Source organism: Microbacterium testaceum StLB037, assembly GCF_900104345.1.
GTDB classification, from domain to species: Bacteria; Actinomycetota; Actinomycetes; order Actinomycetales; family Microbacteriaceae; genus Microbacterium; species Microbacterium testaceum_A.
Map to the genome: position 1 here is coordinate 410,337 of NZ_FNJN01000001.1, position 17,818 is coordinate 428,154.

The 17,818-nt window shown below is 71.0% G+C and carries 17 protein-coding genes; 12 read left to right on the forward strand and 5 right to left on the reverse strand.

What is annotated here, in order from left to right:
• The first annotated feature begins 32 nt into the window (after nucleotides 1-32).
• The 3 genes from BLS25_RS01880 to BLS25_RS01890 all read left to right on the forward strand — a co-directional run bounded on the left by BLS25_RS01880 (nucleotide 33) and on the right by BLS25_RS01890 (nucleotide 2,443).
• Entirely contained in the window at nucleotides 33-1,193 is a 1,161-nt protein-coding gene (locus BLS25_RS01880) for a PrsW family intramembrane metalloprotease (protein ID WP_056227299.1), read from the forward strand.
• 173 nt (nucleotides 1,194-1,366) lie between these two features.
• Nucleotides 1,367-1,732, forward strand: a complete 366-nt coding sequence (locus BLS25_RS01885; protein ID WP_013583439.1) for an FKBP-type peptidyl-prolyl cis-trans isomerase — start codon at nucleotides 1,367-1,369, stop codon at nucleotides 1,730-1,732.
• Nucleotides 1,733-1,882: 150 nt separating this feature from the next.
• On the forward strand, nucleotides 1,883-2,443 hold the full coding sequence (locus tag BLS25_RS01890) for a YceI family protein (protein WP_056227302.1): 561 nt from the start codon (nucleotides 1,883-1,885) through the stop codon (nucleotides 2,441-2,443).
• Between the two features lie 97 nt (nucleotides 2,444-2,540).
• Here the strand turns inward: BLS25_RS01890 and BLS25_RS01895 are convergent, their stop codons facing one another.
• Both BLS25_RS01895 and BLS25_RS01900 read right to left on the reverse strand, forming a co-directional pair.
• Nucleotides 2,541-3,458 (reverse strand): DMT family transporter, encoded by a 918-nt coding sequence (locus tag BLS25_RS01895; RefSeq protein WP_081349665.1) that lies wholly within the window; start codon nucleotides 3,456-3,458, stop codon nucleotides 2,541-2,543.
• A 116-nt stretch (nucleotides 3,459-3,574) separates the two neighbouring features.
• Entirely contained in the window at nucleotides 3,575-4,909 is a 1,335-nt protein-coding gene (locus tag BLS25_RS01900) for an MFS transporter (protein WP_074694224.1), read from the reverse strand.
• A 168-nt stretch (nucleotides 4,910-5,077) separates the two neighbouring features.
• Here BLS25_RS01900 and rpsO point away from each other — a divergent pair, with 168 nt between their 5' ends.
• Nucleotides 5,078-5,347 (forward strand): 30S ribosomal protein S15, encoded by a 270-nt coding sequence (rpsO, locus tag BLS25_RS01905; RefSeq protein WP_056227311.1) that lies wholly within the window; start codon nucleotides 5,078-5,080, stop codon nucleotides 5,345-5,347.
• A 205-nt stretch (nucleotides 5,348-5,552) separates the two neighbouring features.
• Here the strand turns inward: rpsO and BLS25_RS01910 are convergent, their stop codons facing one another.
• Complete coding sequence (locus tag BLS25_RS01910) at nucleotides 5,553-6,569, reverse strand: isopenicillin N synthase family dioxygenase (protein ID WP_056227314.1); 1,017 nt, start codon at nucleotides 6,567-6,569, stop codon at nucleotides 5,553-5,555.
• A 216-nt stretch (nucleotides 6,570-6,785) separates the two neighbouring features.
• On the opposite strand from BLS25_RS01910, the gene efeU reads away from it, so the two are divergent.
• The 6 genes from efeU (at nucleotide 6,786) to BLS25_RS01940 (ending at nucleotide 13,328) form a co-directional block, all read left to right on the forward strand.
• Nucleotides 6,786-7,784, forward strand: coding sequence for an iron uptake transporter permease EfeU (efeU, locus tag BLS25_RS01915; protein ID WP_056227317.1), 999 nt, complete (start codon nucleotides 6,786-6,788; stop codon nucleotides 7,782-7,784).
• Between the two features lie 61 nt (nucleotides 7,785-7,845).
• Nucleotides 7,846-9,075: an iron uptake system protein EfeO gene (gene efeO, locus BLS25_RS01920; protein ID WP_056227320.1), complete on the forward strand. Its 1,230-nt coding sequence runs from the start codon at nucleotides 7,846-7,848 to the stop codon at nucleotides 9,073-9,075.
• A 2-nt stretch (nucleotides 9,076-9,077) separates the two neighbouring features.
• The gene (gene efeB, locus BLS25_RS01925; RefSeq protein ID WP_371129304.1) at nucleotides 9,078-10,373 is read left to right on the forward strand and encodes an iron uptake transporter deferrochelatase/peroxidase subunit; all 1,296 of its coding nucleotides are present in this window, start codon (nucleotides 9,078-9,080) and stop codon (nucleotides 10,371-10,373) included.
• Between the two features lie 166 nt (nucleotides 10,374-10,539).
• The gene (locus BLS25_RS01930) at nucleotides 10,540-11,772 is read left to right on the forward strand and encodes an LLM class flavin-dependent oxidoreductase (RefSeq protein ID WP_056227324.1); all 1,233 of its coding nucleotides are present in this window, start codon (nucleotides 10,540-10,542) and stop codon (nucleotides 11,770-11,772) included.
• A gap of 1 nt (nucleotide 11,773) precedes the next feature.
• A complete protein-coding gene (locus BLS25_RS01935) occupies nucleotides 11,774-12,418 on the forward strand; it encodes an FMN reductase (RefSeq protein ID WP_074694226.1) in 645 nt (214 codons plus the stop codon).
• Nucleotides 12,419-12,725: 307 nt separating this feature from the next.
• Nucleotides 12,726-13,328, forward strand: a complete 603-nt coding sequence (locus tag BLS25_RS01940; RefSeq protein WP_056227330.1) for a class I SAM-dependent methyltransferase — start codon at nucleotides 12,726-12,728, stop codon at nucleotides 13,326-13,328.
• Between the two features lie 62 nt (nucleotides 13,329-13,390).
• Here the strand turns inward: BLS25_RS01940 and BLS25_RS01945 are convergent, their stop codons facing one another.
• On the reverse strand, nucleotides 13,391-14,173 hold the full coding sequence (locus BLS25_RS01945; RefSeq protein ID WP_074694227.1) for a DNA/RNA non-specific endonuclease: 783 nt from the start codon (nucleotides 14,171-14,173) through the stop codon (nucleotides 13,391-13,393).
• A 46-nt stretch (nucleotides 14,174-14,219) separates the two neighbouring features.
• Here BLS25_RS01945 and BLS25_RS01950 point away from each other — a divergent pair, with 46 nt between their 5' ends.
• Nucleotides 14,220-14,981: a fructosamine kinase family protein gene (locus BLS25_RS01950; protein ID WP_074694228.1), complete on the forward strand. Its 762-nt coding sequence runs from the start codon at nucleotides 14,220-14,222 to the stop codon at nucleotides 14,979-14,981.
• Between the two features lie 114 nt (nucleotides 14,982-15,095).
• On the opposite strand, the gene BLS25_RS01955 is transcribed toward BLS25_RS01950, so the two are convergent.
• On the reverse strand, nucleotides 15,096-15,707 hold the full coding sequence (locus tag BLS25_RS01955; RefSeq protein ID WP_074694229.1) for a DedA family protein: 612 nt from the start codon (nucleotides 15,705-15,707) through the stop codon (nucleotides 15,096-15,098).
• A 133-nt stretch (nucleotides 15,708-15,840) separates the two neighbouring features.
• Here BLS25_RS01955 and BLS25_RS01960 point away from each other — a divergent pair, with 133 nt between their 5' ends.
• The gene (locus tag BLS25_RS01960) at nucleotides 15,841-17,808 is read left to right on the forward strand and encodes a GDSL-type esterase/lipase family protein (protein ID WP_074694411.1); all 1,968 of its coding nucleotides are present in this window, start codon (nucleotides 15,841-15,843) and stop codon (nucleotides 17,806-17,808) included.
• The last annotated feature ends 10 nt before the right edge of the window (nucleotides 17,809-17,818 follow it).

Below are 17,818 nucleotides of genomic sequence, written 5' to 3' on the forward strand. Positions count from 1 at the left end.
GCCGTGTGGTCCGCCACCCCTAGGCTGTGCGCATGACCTCCCCCTCGCCGCTGTCGCGGCCCGGATCCGCCGAGCCGCCCCGCATCACGACGGCTCCCCAGACGGCGGTGTCGGCGACCCCGCCCGGCTCGCGACGCGGAGGCGTGGCGCTGTGGATCGTCGCCGTGCTGCTGGTGCCCCTCCTCGCGCTGCTGGTGCGCTACTTCACCGCGTTCCTCGGCACGGCGGCGTCGTTCATCGGGCTCGTCCTGGCCGTCATCCCCTTCGTCATCGTGTGGTTCGCCGTGCGCTACATCGACCGGTGGGAACCCGAGCCCCGTCGTCTTCTCGTCTTCGCGGTGGCGTGGGGTGCGATCGCCTCGGTCGCGATCGCTCTGGGTGTCGATCTCGTCATCACCCTCGCCGCGGGGCCCCTTCCGGGCGCCGTGAGCAGCGTCATCCAGGCGCCCCTGGTCGAAGAGGTCGCCAAGGGACTCGGGGTGCTGTTGATCTTCGCCTTCGCCCGTCGCGCGTTCGACGGTCCGGTGGACGGCATCGTCTACGGTGCGCTCATCGGGGCGGGCTTCGCGCTGACCGAGAACGTGCAGTACTTCGCGATCAGCTACCTCGAGGGCGGCCCCGCGCAGGTCGCGAGCACGTTCTTCCTGCGTGCCGTGCTCTCGCCGTTCGCCCACGTCATGTTCACGAGCCTCACGGGGTTCGCTTTCGGCCTCGCCGCGCGCCAGGGGCTGCGCGCGGGGGCCGCGCTCCGCTACGGCGTCCCGGGCCTCCTGGGCGCGATCGTTCTGCACGCGCTGTGGAACGGTTCGGCCACCTTCTTCGACTTCTTCGAGGTGTACGCCGCGCTGCAGGTGCCACTGTTCGTGCTGTTCATCCTCGGCATCCTGGCTCTGCGTCGCGAGGAGTCCCGGCTGACGAGGGCCCGGCTGGGGGAGTACGCCGCGGCGGGGTGGTTCACCCCTCAAGAGGTGGACATGCTGGCGACCGGCCCGGGTCGACGGTCGGCCCTGGCGTGGTCTCGGACCCTGCCGGGGGACCGCGCCGCGGTGATGAAGGGTTTCATCGCGGATGCCACGGCTCTCGCCGCCGCGAGACAGCGTTCGCTGTCGGGACGCGACCCGAACGCCCCCGCCACGGAGCGCTACCTGCTCGAGCGCACGACCGCCGCCCGCGCGGCGCTGCTCCGCCCCTGACGGGAGCCGGAGAGGGGGTCTTGACAGCATCGCGGCGCGGGAGCACCATCAATCTAGGCCAACTCAGCGCCCGGTAGACACGCAGGCATCGCCGCGGCACCGGGCGCTGAGTCTTTCCCCGGCCGGATTGTCCAGGGGGCTCGCGGGCGGCGCGTCCGTGCTTGGATGGAGTCATGACTGATCGCACCAAGCCGGAGTTCGACGCTCCCAGCGGCCCCGCCCCCTCCGACCTCGTCATCCGCGACATCATCGTCGGCGACGGCGACGAGGCGAAGCCCGGCGACACCGTCACCGTGCACTACGCCGGTGTCGAGTACGAGTCGGGTGAAGAGTTCGACTCCTCGTGGGGTCGTGGCGAGAGCATCCAGTTCCCCCTCCGCGGCCTGATCCAGGGCTGGCAGGACGGCATCCCGGGCATGAAGGTCGGCGGACGCCGCGAGCTCGTGATCCCCCCGCACCTGGCCTACGGTCCCGCCGGCGGGCACTTCCTCGGCGGAAAGACCCTCATCTTCATCATCGACCTGCTGAAGGTCGGCTGATCAGCCGTTCTTCATCGTCTGTTCACGAACCCGAGGGGGCTGCGGCCTCCTCGGGTTCGTTGTTTTCCTCGATCGTGGAATACATTCGTGTGAATGGGAGTTGGACCCCGGCAGGACGCCGATACGGCTCCCCAGACCTTTAGGAGTGACATGACTGACACCACCGCCCTCGACATCCCCGGTTACAAGGCGGGCACCTGGGTGCTCGACCCCTCGCACAGCGAGGTCACCTTCTCGGTGCGCCACATGATGATCTCGAAGGTGCGCGGCACCTTCGGCATGAAGAGCGCCACGATCGTCGCTCCCGAGAACCCCCTCGAGGCCACCGTCGAGGCATCCGTCGACGTCACCTCGGTCGACACCAAGGACGAGGGTCGCGACCAGCACCTCCGTTCGGCGGAGTTCTTCGACGTCGAGACCTACCCGACGATGGACTTCCGCTCCACCGGTGTCCGCCTCGAGGACGGCGACTTTCTCGTCGACGGCGACCTGACCATCCGCGGCATCACCAAGCCCGCGACCTTCGCCCTCGACTTCGGCGGCTTCGGCACCGACCCGTGGGGCAACTACAAGGCCGGTGCGACCGCCAAGACGGTCATCAACCGCGAAGACTTCGGCCTCACCTGGAACGCGGCCCTCGAGACCGGTGGCGTGCTCGTCGGCAAGGACGTCACCATCGAGCTCGACCTGCAGCTCTCGCTCCAGGCGTGATCGCTCCGCAGCTGACGCTGCGGATGTGAACTCCTCGAAGGCCCCGGGTGCTCGGCATCCGGGGCCTTCGTCGTGCCCGGCGGAGGCGGGGGTCCGCTCAGGCGCGAGCGTGACGCCGCAGGCGGATGCGCTGCTGCACGAGCAGAATGCCCACGAACACCACCGCCGCGCCCACGGGCTCGTTCCACGAGATGCGCTCGCCCAGGATCAGGATGCCGAGAGCCACCCCGACCACCGGGGTGATGTACGTGACGGTCGAGGCGCGGGTCGGCCCCCAGGCGCGCAGGGTGTTCTGGTTCCAGACGTAGGCGATCCCGGTGCCGAGGACGCCGAGGGCGACGATGCTCCCGACGACCGGCAGGGTCAGGTGCATCGGCTCGGCCAGGATGAACGGCGACAGCAGCACCATGAACGCCGCTGCCGGCCCGATGTAGCCGAACGCGAAAGCGATGCCCGAGAGGCCGGTGTCGCCGAGGAAGCGGCGCATGTACGCGAGGCTGAAGCCGTAACAGGCTGTCGCGCCCAGGAGGGCGACCTGCGCGATCGTGCTGTCGCCCACATCGGCCACGGCGCCCGGCGCGATGATCACCACGACACCCGCGATGCCCACGGCGATGCCGATCAGCTGCCCGAGCTTCAGGCTCTCGACGCGGAAGACCGCCCACGCCATGATCGCGGTCATGATCGGCGTGGTCGCGTTGAAGATGCTCGCCAGCCCCGAGGAGACGTGCTGCTCCGCCCACGCGAACAGCAGGAACGGAACCACGCAGAAACTCAGCGACAGCACGCTCAGGTGCCCCCACACTCGGCGATCGCGGGGCAGACGCTCGCGGCGGATAGCCACGATCGCGGCCAGCGCCAGGGCGCCGAACAGCAGCCTGCCGCCGGCGACCTGCGCCGGGGTCATGCCGGTCAGGGCGATCGCGATGAAGAGGAAGCTCGAGCCCCACACGATGCCGGTGAGCACGAACTGCACGGCGATCGAGACGGGCGAGGGAGCGGAGGTGGATGCCACGGAGCCGACACTACGGCCGACCAGCGACATCGCGCGGGCCGGCCGAGTGCGACGGCCGGAATCCGCCGACGATCGGCAGCTCGGGGTCGCACGACGAGAAGGGATGGGCCGACGAGTCAGGGCTGAGGGTCGAGCGCGTCGTACGCGCGGAAACGCGGCGAGAACCGTACGAGGGTGCCGACGAGACCGAGGATCAGGATGCCGCCGAACAGCGGCGGCACCCACAGGGCGGCGAGGGTCGCCAGGGTGCCGGCGTAGAGGGCTCCGACGCGAGGGCCGCCGGCCACCACGACGACGAAGATGCCCTGGAGGCGCCCGCGCATGGCATCCGGAACCGCCGCCTGCATCATGGTCGAACGATAGATCGCGCTGACGTTGTCGGCGGCGCCGGACACCGCCAGGACCACCGCGGCGAGGGCGATGAGGGCGACCGCTGCGTGGGTCTCGTCCACCAGGGCCGGGCGGAGCCAGCCGAGAGTGGCCGCGAGAAGCACGAGACCGAAGAGGCCGATGGACAGACCGTAGACCTGGATCGCACGTTCGATGCCGAGCCCCTGCCGGCGTACGCGCCCGATCGGGCCCGAGAACAGGCTGGAGAAGAAGGCCCCCGCGGCGACGGCCGCCGTCAGGATGCCGGTGGTGATCGCCCCGCCGCCCAGCAGCACCGCCCCGATCGCCGGGAACAGGGCCACCGGCTGCCCGAAGGTCATCGCGATGATGTCGAGGATGTACTGCAGCCGGATGTTCGGAGCCCGACGGAGGAAGCGCACGCCGTCGCGGAACGACTCGAGTCCGGGTCGGACGATCTCACCCTCGGGGCGGAGCTTCGGCAGCGACCAGAGGCCGAGGAACAGCGAGGTCATCAGGAGGACGTCGAGAGAGTAGGTCCAGGCGTAACCCGCGACGGCGACGAGCACGCCGGCCAGGGCCGGGCCCGCCATCACCATGACCCCGACGGTGACGCCCTGCAATGCGGCGGCGGCGGGCAGCAGATCCCGGGGGATGAGGCGGGGGGTGATCGCGGACTTCGTCGCCATCACGATGGAGTTCGCCGCGGAGTTCACCACGCTGAGCACGAAGAGCCACCCGACGGTCTCGAGACCTGTCCACGCGAGAGCGGCGAGCAGCGCGGTCGAGGCGAACGTGACCACCGCGGCCAGCAGGGCGACGGTGCGTCGGTCGAAGGCGTCGGCGAGCATGCCGCCGTACAGGCCCGCCGCAACCATGGGGAGCAGCCCCGCGACCGCGATCATCGACACCGCGAACGTGCTCTGGGTCAGCTCGAACACGTGAAGCATGACGGCGACGACCGTCAGCTGGCCACCGAGGCCGGCGAGCGTCGACCCCACCCAGAGTCGCGCGAAAGCCGGCGAGGTCGTCAGGGGCCGCAGATCGATGAACGCACCGCGGGCGCCTCGGCGCGGGGGAGCGGCGGGATCGGTCTGACTCACGGATCGAGGCTACGCCAGCCCTCCGACACCGGACGCCGCGGACCGGTGCGGTGTCGGCATCCCGATGCTGGTAGACTCATGCGGTTGCCGTTCGATCGGCCGCGGATAAAGAGAGCTCGCACATCGTGTGACGGGCGCCGCGCAATGAGAAGGAAGGGGATCCCATCTATGGCACTCGAAGCAGACGTCAAGAAGGCGATCATCGAAGAGTACGCGACGCACCCCGGTGACACCGGATCCCCCGAGGTGCAGGTCGCGATGATGACGCAGCGCATCAAGGACCTCACCGAGCACCTCAAGACCCACAAGCACGACCACCACTCGCGCCGTGGGCTCTTCCTGCTCGTCGGTCAGCGCCGCCGCCTGCTGGGTTACCTGCAGGACGTCGACATCAACCGTTACCGCTCGCTCATCGAGCGTCTCGGTCTGCGTCGCTAATCGCACCAGCGTTCTATCGCGCAAAACATTCTTGGAAGGCCGCCCCACGGTGTGGGGCGGCCTTCGTCATTCCCGGCGCTCGCCGCGGTGCTCGCTTCTCCCCGCCCGCCGTGCCCCCACGCGATAAACGCCGATCCTTCCGAGACGCGCGGTGTCGCGGCGTGTCTCGTAAGGACCGGCGTTTATCGAGAAGGGTGCCCGGAGGTCAGGATGCCGTGCGGGCGGCGACCAGGTCGGGATGCCAGCGCTCGGCCACGTCGGGGTGGGCGCGCAGCCGCGACTTGAGGGCGTTCTCGCCGTAGGTCGCGTGGATGGGGTTGTCGGGGTCGTCCTCGACGCCGCGAGACTGGGCGGCGAGCTCGGCCGGCAGCTCGATGATCGGCAGCCGCGCGTCGAGGGCCGGGTTGAAGAAGAACGGCACCGAGATGCGCTCGTCGGGGAACCGCGGCGAGATCACCCGGTGGTTCGTCGCCCGCAGGTAGCCCTGCGTGGCGTACTCGAGCAGTTCGCCGATGTTGACCACGAAGGCGCCGGGCACCGGGGGAGCGTCGACCCACTCGCCGTCGCGCTCGACCTGCAGGCCGCCCTTTCCGGGCTCGACCCACAGCAGGGTCAGCACGCCCGAATCCTTGTGGGCGCCCACCCCCTGCTGGGGGGTCGGGTCGTCCTTGCCGGGGTAGCGGACGATCTTGATGAGGGTCTGCGGGTCGCCGAAGTGGCGGTCGAAGTACTGTTCCTCCGCGCCCAGGGCGAGGGCCCACGCGCGGAGGAGCTTGCGTGCGACGCCCGTGAGGTGGTCGTGCCACTCGGTCACGACGTCCTGCAGCTCGGGCTGCGCCGCGGGCCACAGGTTCGGGCCGACGAGACGGTTGTATCCCGGGCCGTCGGGGTCGGTCAGGGGGGCCCGCTCGGGTCCGATGTCGATCTGCTCGCGCCAGTCGACCCGGCCCTGCGTGCGCTCGCCGCCGACGCGCGTGTACCCGCGGAAGTGGGGGCTCGTGACGTTCTCGATCGAGAGCTTTTCGGCCTCGGGCAGGGCGAAGAAGTCCTTCGCCGCCCGCAGCAGGCGCGCCTCGAGTTCGGCGCTCACCCCGGTGCCGGTCAGGTAGAAGAACCCGACGTCGTGGGTGGCGGCGCGCAGCTCGTCGCGGAAGCGGGCGGCGGCGCCGGGGCCCTGGTCGAGGAGCGAGAGGTCGAGAACGGGGAGGTTCAGGTCGGACATGGATCGAGGCTAGGTCGGCCCGCGCGATGCCGCCCGAATATTGCCGACGATTACCGCTCGGCGGGTGACGCCCGCGTCGAGAGGAATGATCCCGCCGATTCCTGGTGGGAATCGTCCCGGGTATTGCGTATTGTGTAGTGGTCAGGTGAGGCTGTCCTTACCTTCCGCAGTGCCGCGGCGTCCTCACCCCCATCGTGAAAGTCGGGTCCTCCGCTCGTGCTCGCAAGCTTCTTCGCCACCTTCCTCATCGGTCTGCGTGAGGGCCTCGAGGCGGCCCTGGTCGTCGGCATCCTCGTCGCCTACCTCACGCGTCTCGACCGCCGCGACGCGCTCCCCACGCTGTGGACCGGTGTGGGACTCGCCGTCGCCCTCGCCCTCGGCGTCGGGGCGATCTTCACCTTCGGCGCGTACATGCTGACGTTCGAGGCGCAGGAGCTCCTCGGCGGCGGGCTGTCCCTGCTGGCCGTCGCGATGGTCACGTGGATGATCTTCTGGATGCAGAAGGCGGGGCGCACGCTCAAGGCGGGCCTCGAGGGCGGCCTCGACAAGGCGCTGCGCGGGGGCGTCTGGGCGCTCGTGGCCATCGGGTTCGTCTCGGTCGCGCGCGAGGGCGTCGAGACGACCCTTCTGCTGTGGTCGATGGTGCAGTCGTTCGGCGAATCGCCCGTCGCCCTGTTGGGCGCCCTGCTCGGGCTGGTGACGGCCGTCGTGCTCGGCTGGTTCATCGCGCGCGGCATGCTGCGCCTGAACCTCGGCCGCTTCTTCACCTGGACCGGCGGCGTCCTCGTCATCGTCGCGGCCGGCGTCCTCGCCTATGCCTTCCACGATCTGCAGGAGGCGGGAGTCCTTCCCGGCCCCTTCGGAGCCGGGGCGCCGCTCGATCCCGCGACCGGTGCGGTCGCCACCGGGTGGGCCGGCTTCCCCTTCGGTTGGGCGTTCGACGTCTCCACCACCATCGCGCCCGACAGCGCGCTCGCCGTGCTGCTGCAGGCGACGGTCGGCTTCATGCCGCAGATGACCTGGCTCCAGGTGATCGCCTGGGTGGTGTACATCGCCATCGTCGCGCCCCTCTTCTTCCGCGGCGTGCGCGCGAACCGCCGCCCGCGGCCGACGGGTGCGGCGGCGTCGGATGCGGCCCCTCGCTCCACCGCCGCGGTGGAGCCGGCCCGGGTCGGGTCCTCGCCCACCGCCCCGCCCGCCACCGCCACCCCGTAGACCCCCGGCACCGCCCGCGTGCCCGACGCCGCGGCATCCCTCTCTCATCGATCGGAGAACCATGAACTCGACACGCCTCCTCGCGGCGACCGCCGCGGCCGGCGCGACCGTCCTGCTCCTGTCCGGCTGCGTCGCCAAGTCCGACGCGGCGGCCTCGGGTGCGCTGTCCGTCACCTCGACCGGCGACGGCTGCGCCGTCTCGGCCGCCAGCGCGCCCAGCGGCACCGTCGCCTTCGACGTGAGCAACAAGAGCGACCAGGTCACGGAGTTCTACCTCTTGGCATCCGACGGTCTGCGCATCGTCGGCGAAGTCGAGAACATCGCCCCGGGTGCCTCGCGCAACCTCACGGTCGTCGCGCAGCCCGGCGACTACTTCACCCTCTGCAAGCCCGGCATGGTCGGCGACGGGGTGGGCAAGGCGAGCTTCACCGTCACCGGAGACGCCGTCGCCGTCAGCGGTCCGGATGCCGAGCAGAAGCAGAAGGCCGTCGACCTCTACGCCGCCTTCGTCAAGGACCAGGTCGGACAGCTGATCCCCGCCGTGCAGACCTTCACCGCCGCCTACGAGTCGGGCGACGACGCCACGGCGAAAGAGCAGTTCCCGCGCGTGCGCGCCTTCTACGAGCGCATCGAGCCGATCGCCGAGGCGCTCGGCGACCTCGATCCGCGCATCGACTACCGCGAGGTCGACGCCGTGGCCGAGGGGCTGGACTGGACCGGGTTCCACCGCATCGAGAAGGACCTCTGGGTTCCGGCGCAGGACGCCCTGAACGCCGACGGCGAGACTCCCGCGTGGAAGGACTGGGCGCCCTCGACCCCCGCCGAGCGCGCGACCTACGGTGACAAGCTCGTCGCCGACACCCAGGAGCTGTACGACTACGTACACTCCGACGCCTTCACCCAGGCGCTCGACGCGCAGGGCGTCGCGGGGATCTCGAACGGGGCGATCTCGCTGCTCGACGAGGTGGCCACGGGCAAGATCAGCGGCGAAGAGGACTGGTGGTCGGGCACCGACCTCAACGACTTCGCGGCGAACGTCGAGGGCTCGAAGATGGCCTTCTCGCTCGTGCGCGATTTCGCCGACTCGAAGGGCGACAAGGGCACCGCGCTGGTGTCGCGCATCGACGGCGGCTACGCCGATCTCGAGGCGGCCCTGGCGAAGTACGGCTCCCTCGACGCCGGCTTCGTCCCCTACAGCCAGATCACCGAGGCCGACAAGCGCCAGCTCACCGACCTCATCAACGCCCTCGCCGAGCCGCTCTCGCAGCTGACGGTGACGATCCTGGAGTGAGCGTGAGCGACGCGCAGAACACGCCGGAGGAGCAGACCCCGGATGCCGCGGGCCTGTCGCGCCGTGGGCTGATGGGCCTCGCCCTCGGCGCCGGGGCCACGGGACTCGTCGTCGGCGCCGGAGGCGGTCTCGTCGGCGGTCAGGCCTACGCCCTCGAGCAGCAGAAGGCGGTGAAGGATGCCGCGGCGGTGATGACCGGCATCCATCAGCCAGGGATCACGACGCCGGTGCAGGAGCACCTGCACTTCGCCTCGTACGACATGATGGCGCGGACGACGCGCGACGACCTCGCCGAGTTGCTCTCGGACTGGACGTACGCCGCGACCCGCATGATGCAGGGGCTCGAGGTGACCGCCACGGGTGCCGTGGGCGGCTCTCCCCAGGCGCCGCCGGACGACACGGGCGAGGCCCTGGGCCTGCCGGCGAGCAACCTCACCATCACGTTCGGATTCGGGCCCTCGCTGTTCGACCAGCGCTTCGGACTCGAGGGGCAGCGTCCCGACGGGCTCGAGCGTCTGCCGGCGTTCCTCGGCGACGATCTCGACCCGCTGCGTTCCGACGGCGATCTCTGCATCCAGGCCTGTGCGGACGACCCGCAGGTGGCGGTCCACGCCATCCGCAACCTCAGTCGGATCGCCTTCGGTCGGGCGACGATCCGGTGGTCGCAGCTCGGGTTCGGTCGCACCTCGAAGACGACCTCCGAGCAGACGACCCCTCGGAACCTGTTCGGGTTCAAGGATGGAACGGCCAACATCCTCGCCGACGACGCGGCCGCTCTCGACGAGAACGTGTGGGTGTCGGCATCCGAGGGTCCGGCCTGGCTCGCGGGCGGGTCGTACCTGGTCGCGCGGCGCATCTCGATGCTCATCGAGACGTGGGACCGCACGCGTCTGGCCGAGCAGGACCGCGTGATCGGTCGTGACAAGGCGAACGGCGCACCGCTCTCGGGCGGCGACGAGTTCACCGCGCCGGACTTCGCGGCGGCGGGCGCCACCGGGGTCCCGGCGATCGACCCGCGCAGCCACGTGCGCCTCGCGCACCCCGACATGAACGGCGGTATCCGACTGCTGCGTCGCGGGTACAACTTCGTCGACGGCACGACCGATTTGGGGCGACTCAATGCCGGCCTGTTCTTCCTGTCGTTCCAGAAGAGCCCGCAGCGGTACATCACCGTGCAGAAGGCCCTCTCGACGGATGCCATGAACGAGTACGTCCGCCACGTCGGCTCGGGGCTGTGGGCCGTGCCGCCCGCACCGGCCGCGGGGGCATCGGTGGGGGCGGGGCTGCTCGGGGCGTAACGCCTGTGCCGACTCGTGAACGCTCCCTGCGCCGGGAAACGCCCGCTGAACGCGTTTCCCGGTGTGGGGAGCGTTTCTCGCTGATCGGGAGGGTGCGGCCGGAATAAAGCTCGGCGCTGCGCGTTTCACCATGTATATTCAGATGCATACAAATGGAAGAGGCATCATGAGCGAGACGAACACCTGGCCCGGAATGCAGTTCGGTGTCATGACGGTGAGCGACATCACCCAGGACCCGACCACCGGTACGACGCCGAGCGAAGCCCAGCGCATCAAAGACACCCTCACGATCGCCAAGCACACCGAAGAGGTCGGCCTCGACGTCTTCGCCCTCGGCGAGCACCACAACCCGCCGTTCTGGTCGTCGTCGCCCACGACGACGCTCGCGTACATCGCGGCCCAGACCGAGCGCCTCATCCTCACGACCTCCACGACCCTCATCACCACGAACGACCCGGTGAAGATCGCCGAGGACTTCGCGATGCTGCAGCACGTGTCGGGCGGTCGCGCCGACCTCATGCTCGGCCGCGGCAACACCGGCCCGGTCTACCCCTGGTTCGGCAAGGACATCCGCCAAGGTCTGCCCCTGACCATCGAGAACTACGACCTGCTGCACAAGCTGTGGCGTGAAGACGTCGTCGACTGGGAGGGGAAGTTCCGCACCCCGCTGCAGGGCTTCACCTCGACCCCGCGTCCCCTCGATGGTGTGCCCCCGTTCGTGTGGCACGGCTCGATCCGCACGCCCGAGATCGCCGAGCAGGCCGCGTACTACGGCAACGGCTTCTTCGCGAACAACATCTTCTGGCCCAAGGAGCACTACCAGCGCCTGATCACGCTGTACCGCGAGCGCTTCGCCCACTACGGACACGGCACGCCCCAGCAGGCGATCGTCGGCCTCGGCGGTCAGGTGTTCATGCGCGCCAACTCGCAGGACGCCGTGCGCGAGTTCCGCCCGTACTTCGACAACGCTCCCGTCTACGGCCACGGTCCGAGCCTCGAGGACTTCAGCGAGATGACCCCGCTGACCGTCGGCTCGCCGCAGCAGATCATCGACCGCTACGCCGCGATGCGCGAGACGTTCGGCGACTACCAGCGCCAGCTCTTCCTCATCGACCACGCGGGTCTTCCGACCAAGACCGTGCTCGAGCAGCTCGACATCCTGGGCGGCGAGGTCGTGCCGGTGCTGCGCAAGGAGCTGCAGAAGAACCGCCCCGCCGAGGTGCCCGACGCGCCCACGCACGCCAACCAGGTCGAGAAGATCTACGCCGGTGCGGCTCCGCGTCAGGCGGTTCCCGGCGCGAATCGCGGCGACAACATGGTCTCGGGCAGCCCGTACCAGGATGCCGCGCCTCGCTCGGGCAGCGCCTTCGGTGCGGCCGCGTCGAAGGTCGGTGCCTGAGATGGCCGCCCGTCGCATCGCGGTCGTGACCGCGGGCCTGTCGACGCCCTCGTCGACCCGTATGCTCGGCGACCGGCTCAGCCACGCCGTGCTCGCGGAGCTGCGCGAGCGCGGCATCGAGGCCACCGCCGACGTGTTCGAGCTGCGCGACTACGCGCACGACCTCACCGATAACCTGCTCACCGGCTTCGCCCCGCCCGCCCTCGAGCAGATGATCAACACGGTCGTCTCGGCCGACGGCATCATCGCGGTGACGCCGATCTTCTCGACGAGCTACTCGGGCCTGTTCAAGTCGTTCATCGACGTGCTCGACCCGCAGGCGCTCACCGGAACCCCCGTGCTCCTCGGCGCGAACGCCGGAACCGCGCGGCACTCGCTCGCGATCGACTACGCGATCCGCCCGCTGTTCACCTACCTGCACGCCAACCCCGTGCCGACCGGTGTGTTCGCCGCCTCGAGCGACTGGGGCGCCAACGCCGACGAGGTCGCCCCGCTCGGATCCCGCGTCGACCGCGGTGCCCGGGAGCTCGCGGATGCCATCGCCGCCCGCGAACCCGTCCGCGACGCCGATCCGTTCGATCCCTCGTCGTACCTCGGCGAGGGCCGCTCGTTCGGCCACCTGCTGGGTGGACTGTCGGGGGAGTGACCCTGTGACGAAGCCCCGTCGCCCGTTGGTTCGGGGGGCGGGGCGTCGTGCTTTTCGCCGGGCGGCGCAGAGTGGGCGATTCGCGCAACTTCCGTCGTGATGCCGGGTCTCGGGCTGAGGTTGTGCGGGTTGCTGAGGCTGCGTGAATCGCGCGGCGGGGGCGGGGCGGACAGCCGCAACGCATTCGGATCGGGGAAGCGTTGGCATCCGGATCTGTCGCTACGGTCCGAATCCGATGCGGGTGCGGGGGTCGCGCCGGGGCGCCCGCGCGCGGATCTAGGGTGGGGAGCGAGCCGGAGGAGACCGAATGGATGCCACGCAGTGGGACGAGCGTTATCGCGCCTCCGCCGGGGGAGTGTGGGCCACCCAGCCTCCCGCCGTCGTCCGCGAGATCGCCGGCGCGCTGCCGCCGGGCTCCGCGATCGACGTCGCAACCGGCGACGGGCGCACGGCCCTCTGGCTGGCGCAGCGCGGGTGGGAGACCACGGGCGTCGACTTCTCGAGCGCTGGTCTCGCGCTCGCCGCAGCCCGCCCGGGCGGCGACGCCGTCTCGTGGGTGCGTGCCGACGTGCACGAGTTCGAGCCCGCGGCATCCGTCGATCTCGTGGTGTCGTGCTACCTGCACCTGGACGACAACGCCGCCGCGATCGCGCGCATCGCCGAATGGGTGGCGCCCGGGGGAACCCTCATCGTGCTCGGCCACGACGTCGACAACATCGCCGCGGGCGGGCACGGACCCTCTGACCCGGCGATCCTCTACACGCCCGAGCTGCTGCGCGGCGCGCTCGACGACCGTTTCGGCGTCGAGCGCTGCGAGCAGGTGACGCGCGGCTCCGCTGATTCCGAGCTGCGCGACGGGCACACGAGTCCCGCGACCGACACGGTGCTGCACGCGGTGCGGGTGCGCTGAGGAGCGCCGCCGCCCCGCCCGCGACCGGGGGCTTCGACGGGCTCAGCCGCCTGCGTTGCGCCTCACAGCACGATGTCGTCGGTGCTGCGCAGTTCGCGCGCGGCGACCGGTCGCAGGCCGCGACGAACGAAGGTGTCGGCCTCGACGAGCGGTCCGACGTCGACGCCCGCCTCGGTCGCGAGGTCGGCGATCGGCACCTGGAACGTGCGGAACGCCCCGAGGGGCGGCACGACGAGGCCCTGCCGGGTGTCGACGAGGTCGCTCTGATCGAGCACGAAACCGGCCGCGGCGAGTGCATCGCCCTCGCGCCACGCGGCGATCTTCCAGAAGCGCAGCGGCACCCGGATGCCGCGATAAGGCGGATCGTCGTCGGCGAGCACCGGCGCGGTGAACACGGCGAGGCGCTGGTCGGTCGTCTCGGCGTAGGCCAGCACGTGGTCTTCGAGACCGAGCCAGAACTCTTTCGACTGGTTGAAGCCGGCGGCCTGTGGGGCGGCGTTCGTGTAGAAGAAGGTCGCCTCGGTGGCCTCGCGCGCCTCAGCGGTGGAGCCCCAGCCCGGGTCGCGCCGACGCACGAGGTGCCCGCGGTCGAGGTCGTTGCGGCTGTAGACGTCAGGCCCTGCCTGCGCGTCTGCGGAAACGCGGGGATCGAGTCGCCACTCACCGGTTCGCGCGAGGTCGAGCAGGCGGGCGCCGTCGATGACCACGGCGGTGACCGTCGCGAAGCGCCGCTGCTCGTCGAGCAGCACGCTGAAGCGCGGGTAGTCGAGCCGCGTGGTGGGTTGTTCAGGAGAAGGGAGGGGCAGGGGGATGCCGAGGAAGTCCGGGTCGTAGCCGTCGCTCATGCCCCCATCGTGCCGGTGACCTCCGACATCGCGACAGACTGGGTCGATGGAACAGCACGTGAAGACCCGCCCCGACGCCGCCGCGGGGTTCTTCGCCGCCGAGGCCGCCGGGCTCCGCTGGCTCGCCGAGGCGGGCGGCGCGCGCATCGCCGAGGTGATCGAGGTCGCGGACCGGCGAATCGTGCTGGAGCGCATCGCCGAGGCGCGTCCCTCCGCGGAGGCCGCCGACGCCTTCGGTGCCGCGCTCGCCGCGACCCACGACGCGGGGGCCGAGGCATTCGGCTCGCCGCCGCCCGGCTGGACGGGCGACATCTTCATCGGCAGCCGCCCACAGCCGGCGCGGCCGAAGCCGACCTGGGGCGTCTTCTACGCGGCGCAGCGCGTCGAGCCGTTCGTGCCGATCGCCCTCGCGGCCGGCAACCTGTCGGCATCCGGAGCCGAGGTCGTCGACCGCGCATGCGCGCTGATCGCGGCGGGGGCCTTCGACGACGACGAGCCGCCCGCCCGTCTGCACGGCGACCTCTGGGCGGGCAACGTGCTGTGGGGCGAGGAGGGTGTCGTGCTGATCGACCCGGCAGCGCAGGGCGGTCATCGCGAGACCGATCTCGCGATGCTCGCGCTGTTCGGGTGCCCCTTCCTCGAGCGGATCGTCGACGCTTACGACCGGGTGCGCCCACTGCGCGACGGCTGCAGCGAGCGCGTGCCCGTGCACCAGTTGCATCCGCTCGCCGTGCACGCCGCCGGACACGGGCCGTCGTACGGCCGGGCCCTCGTCGACGCCGCCGAGCAGACGCTCGCGCTGGGCTGAGGCGCCGGGTGACGGCATCCGGGATCGGCGCGAGCAGAATCGCAGATTCGCACCGGAATAGGACGCACGACCGCGCGAGATCCGACACGGCGCGATCGTCCGATTCCGCGAGGGTCAGGAGCGCGCGGCCGCCCGGCGCTTCGCCCGCCGCGCGAGCACCAGATCGATGCCGACGCCGATCCCCACGGCCACGACGATCGACACCACCACCGCCACCACCGGACCGCCCGGCACGAGCGCCGCGACGACCGCCCCGATCACCGCTTGGTACGCCGCCCACGCGAGGGCCGCGAGCGCCGCGACCCCCAGGTACCGCGCCGGATTCACCCGCGCCGCCCCGGCCGCGAGGTTGACCGCGAGCCGCGCGAAGGGCACGAACCGCGCGGTGAAGAGCACGACGGCGGCGTTGCGTTCGAGGCGCGCCCGCGCCCAGTCGAGGGCGGCGGAGACGCGGGGCCCGCGCATCCAGGCCCAGCGCTCGACGCCCACGAGACGTCCCACCAGATAGCAGCCGAGGTCGCCGGCGAAGGCCGCGGCCCCCGCGACGAGGATCACCGCGGCGAGCGGGGGAGTGCCGTGGGCGACGGCGAGGGCACCGAACGCCGTGACCGCGGCCTCACCGGGGATCACGACGAGGAACGCGTCGGCGAACACGAGCAGTGCCATCGCGGGCAGGGCCCACGGGCTCGCCGCGATCGCCTGCAGCCAGGCGTCGACTCCGTCCATTCCGTCACTCTCCGCCGCTGATCGAGACGCCCCGCCGACGCGGGGGTGACGCCCGGCGAAGCATCCGGTGAACATCGCGAACGTCGGGCGCGAACGGCCCCCGCGAGGCCGCGACACGCCTCACCCTGGTCTCGTGAGAGTCGCGCTGCTGGCCGAATCCTTCCTCCCGCACATGAACGGGGTCACCGGTTCCGTTCTCCACGTCCTGCGCCATCTGGCGGAGGCGGGCCACGAGACGCTCGTGATCGCCCCCAAATCCGGCGACGTCACCGCCGACCTGCACGGAGCCCGCACCGAGCTGCTGCGTTCGGTTCCCCTGCCGTCGTACCCCGAGGTGCGCGTGGTCTTCGCCCGGGCCGCGCGCCTGGGAGCCCTGCTGCGCGACTTCGACCCCGACGTCGTGCACCTGGCATCGCCGTTCGTGCTGGGGTGGCAGGGTCTCGCGGCCGCCGACGCACTGAAAATCCCCTCGGTCGCGGTCTACCAGACGGACGTCGTCGCCTACTCGCAGAAGTACGGACTGCCGCACGCGACGGCTCTCGTCGCCGGACACGTCTCACGCCTGCACCGCCGGGCGACCCTGACGCTCGCGCCCTCGTCGGCGTCGACCCGGCAGCTCGAGGACCTCGGCGTCGACCGCATCCGCCGGTGGGGCAGGGGAGTGGATGCCGTGCGCTTCGCCCCCGAGCACCGCGACGACCGGTGGCGGGCGCGGATCGCCCCGAACGGCGAGCGCATCATCGGCTACGTCGGTCGCCTGGCGCCCGAGAAGCAGGTCGACGACCTCCGCGCCCTCGCCGACCTCCCCGACACGCGGCTGGTCATCGTCGGCGACGGCCCCTCGCGTCCCGCCCTCGAGAAGGCGATCCCGGATGCCGTGTTCACCGGCCACCTGGGCGGTTCGGAGCTCGCGTCGACCCTCGCGGGCTTCGACGTGTTCGTGCACCCGGGGGAGAGCGAGACCTTCGGTCAGACCATTCAGGAGGCGCTCGCCAGCGGTGTGCCGGTGGTCGCGACGGGTGTCGGCGGTCCCCTCGACCTCGTGCGCTCGAGCGTCGACGGGTGGCTCTACAAGCCCGGCGACCTCGACGACCTGCGCGCGCGCGTCGCGGACCTCGTGGGCGACGACGCCAAACGCCGCGCCTTCGCCCGCGCGGCGCGCGGCTCGGTGGAGGGACGCACGTGGGCGGCGCTGACCGGGTCGCTGATCGAGCACTACCGCGACGCGATCGCCCTGCGCCGCGTCGACGACAGCCTGCTGCGGCGCGGCAGTCCACGACCGGCCGGCACCGCGGCATCCCGCACTCGAGGACGGTGGACGCGTTTCGTTGCCCTCGGGGACTCGCTGACCGAGGGGTTGTGCGACGCCTCGCGGATGCCGTCGGGGCAGTTCCGCGGCTGGGCCGACCGTCTCGCCGAGCTCCTCGCCGGCACCACCGACGAGGGGCCGTTCCGATACGCGAATCTCGCCGTGCGCAGTCGTCGGGTGCGGCACCTGATCGACGAGCAGATCCCCGCCGCTCTCGCTCTGAAGCCCGACCTGGTGTCGATCCTCATCGGTGCGAACGATCTCGTGGGGCCGGCGCCCGTGCTCCCGGCGCTGGTGGCCGAGGTCGAATCGGCGGTGCGCGCGGTGCGACGGACCGGTGCCGATGTGCTGCTGGTGACGACGTTCCTGCCGCGACGGCCCGCCGCGCGCATCTTCGCCCGACGGTTCGCGGCGTACAACGTGCACCTGCGCCGGATCGCGGCGGAGCAGGGCGCGATCCTGCTCGACCTCGAGGCCGTGGGCGAGATCGGCGAGGCGCCGATGTGGGCCGATGACCTCGTGCACCTCAGTTCGGCCGGCCACCGTCTCGTCGCCTACCGCGGGGCGGAATCCCTGGGCGTGCCCGACGCGCGGGCGCTGCTCGGTCTCGACGAGGCGCTGCACGCCGACGAGGCCGAGCGTCCGCGTGGTACCTGGCTCACGCGCGATGCTCTGCCGTGGGTGTGGCGCCGCGTGCGCGGGCGGACGGCGGGAGACGGGATCGTCGCCAAGCACGCGGGCTACATCGAGCTGCCCACCCGTGGTGATCGCGAGCGCGCCGACGCGGTCTGAGACCTTGAGA

Bases quoted from the DNA above. Each gene is read 5' to 3' on its own strand.
- BLS25_RS01880 (WP_056227299.1), top strand. From the start codon at position 33: ATGACCTCCCCCTCGCCGCTGTCGCGGCCCGGATCCGCCGAGCCGCCC.
- BLS25_RS01885 (WP_013583439.1), top strand. From the start codon at position 1,367: ATGACTGATCGCACCAAGCCGGAGTTCGACGCTCCCAGCGGCCCCGCC.
- BLS25_RS01890 (WP_056227302.1), top strand. From the start codon at position 1,883: ATGACTGACACCACCGCCCTCGACATCCCCGGTTACAAGGCGGGCACC.
- rpsO (WP_056227311.1), top strand. From the start codon at position 5,078: ATGGCACTCGAAGCAGACGTCAAGAAGGCGATCATCGAAGAGTACGCG.
- BLS25_RS01910 (WP_056227314.1), bottom strand. From the start codon at position 6,569: ATGTCCGACCTGAACCTCCCCGTTCTCGACCTCTCGCTCCTCGACCAG.
- efeO (WP_056227320.1), top strand. From the start codon at position 7,846: ATGAACTCGACACGCCTCCTCGCGGCGACCGCCGCGGCCGGCGCGACC.
- BLS25_RS01930 (WP_056227324.1), top strand. From the start codon at position 10,540: ATGAGCGAGACGAACACCTGGCCCGGAATGCAGTTCGGTGTCATGACG.
- BLS25_RS01935 (WP_074694226.1), top strand. From the start codon at position 11,774: ATGGCCGCCCGTCGCATCGCGGTCGTGACCGCGGGCCTGTCGACGCCC.
- BLS25_RS01940 (WP_056227330.1), top strand. From the start codon at position 12,726: ATGGATGCCACGCAGTGGGACGAGCGTTATCGCGCCTCCGCCGGGGGA.
- BLS25_RS01945 (WP_074694227.1), bottom strand. From the start codon at position 14,173: ATGAGCGACGGCTACGACCCGGACTTCCTCGGCATCCCCCTGCCCCTC.
- BLS25_RS01950 (WP_074694228.1), top strand. From the start codon at position 14,220: ATGGAACAGCACGTGAAGACCCGCCCCGACGCCGCCGCGGGGTTCTTC.
- BLS25_RS01955 (WP_074694229.1), bottom strand. From the start codon at position 15,707: ATGGACGGAGTCGACGCCTGGCTGCAGGCGATCGCGGCGAGCCCGTGG.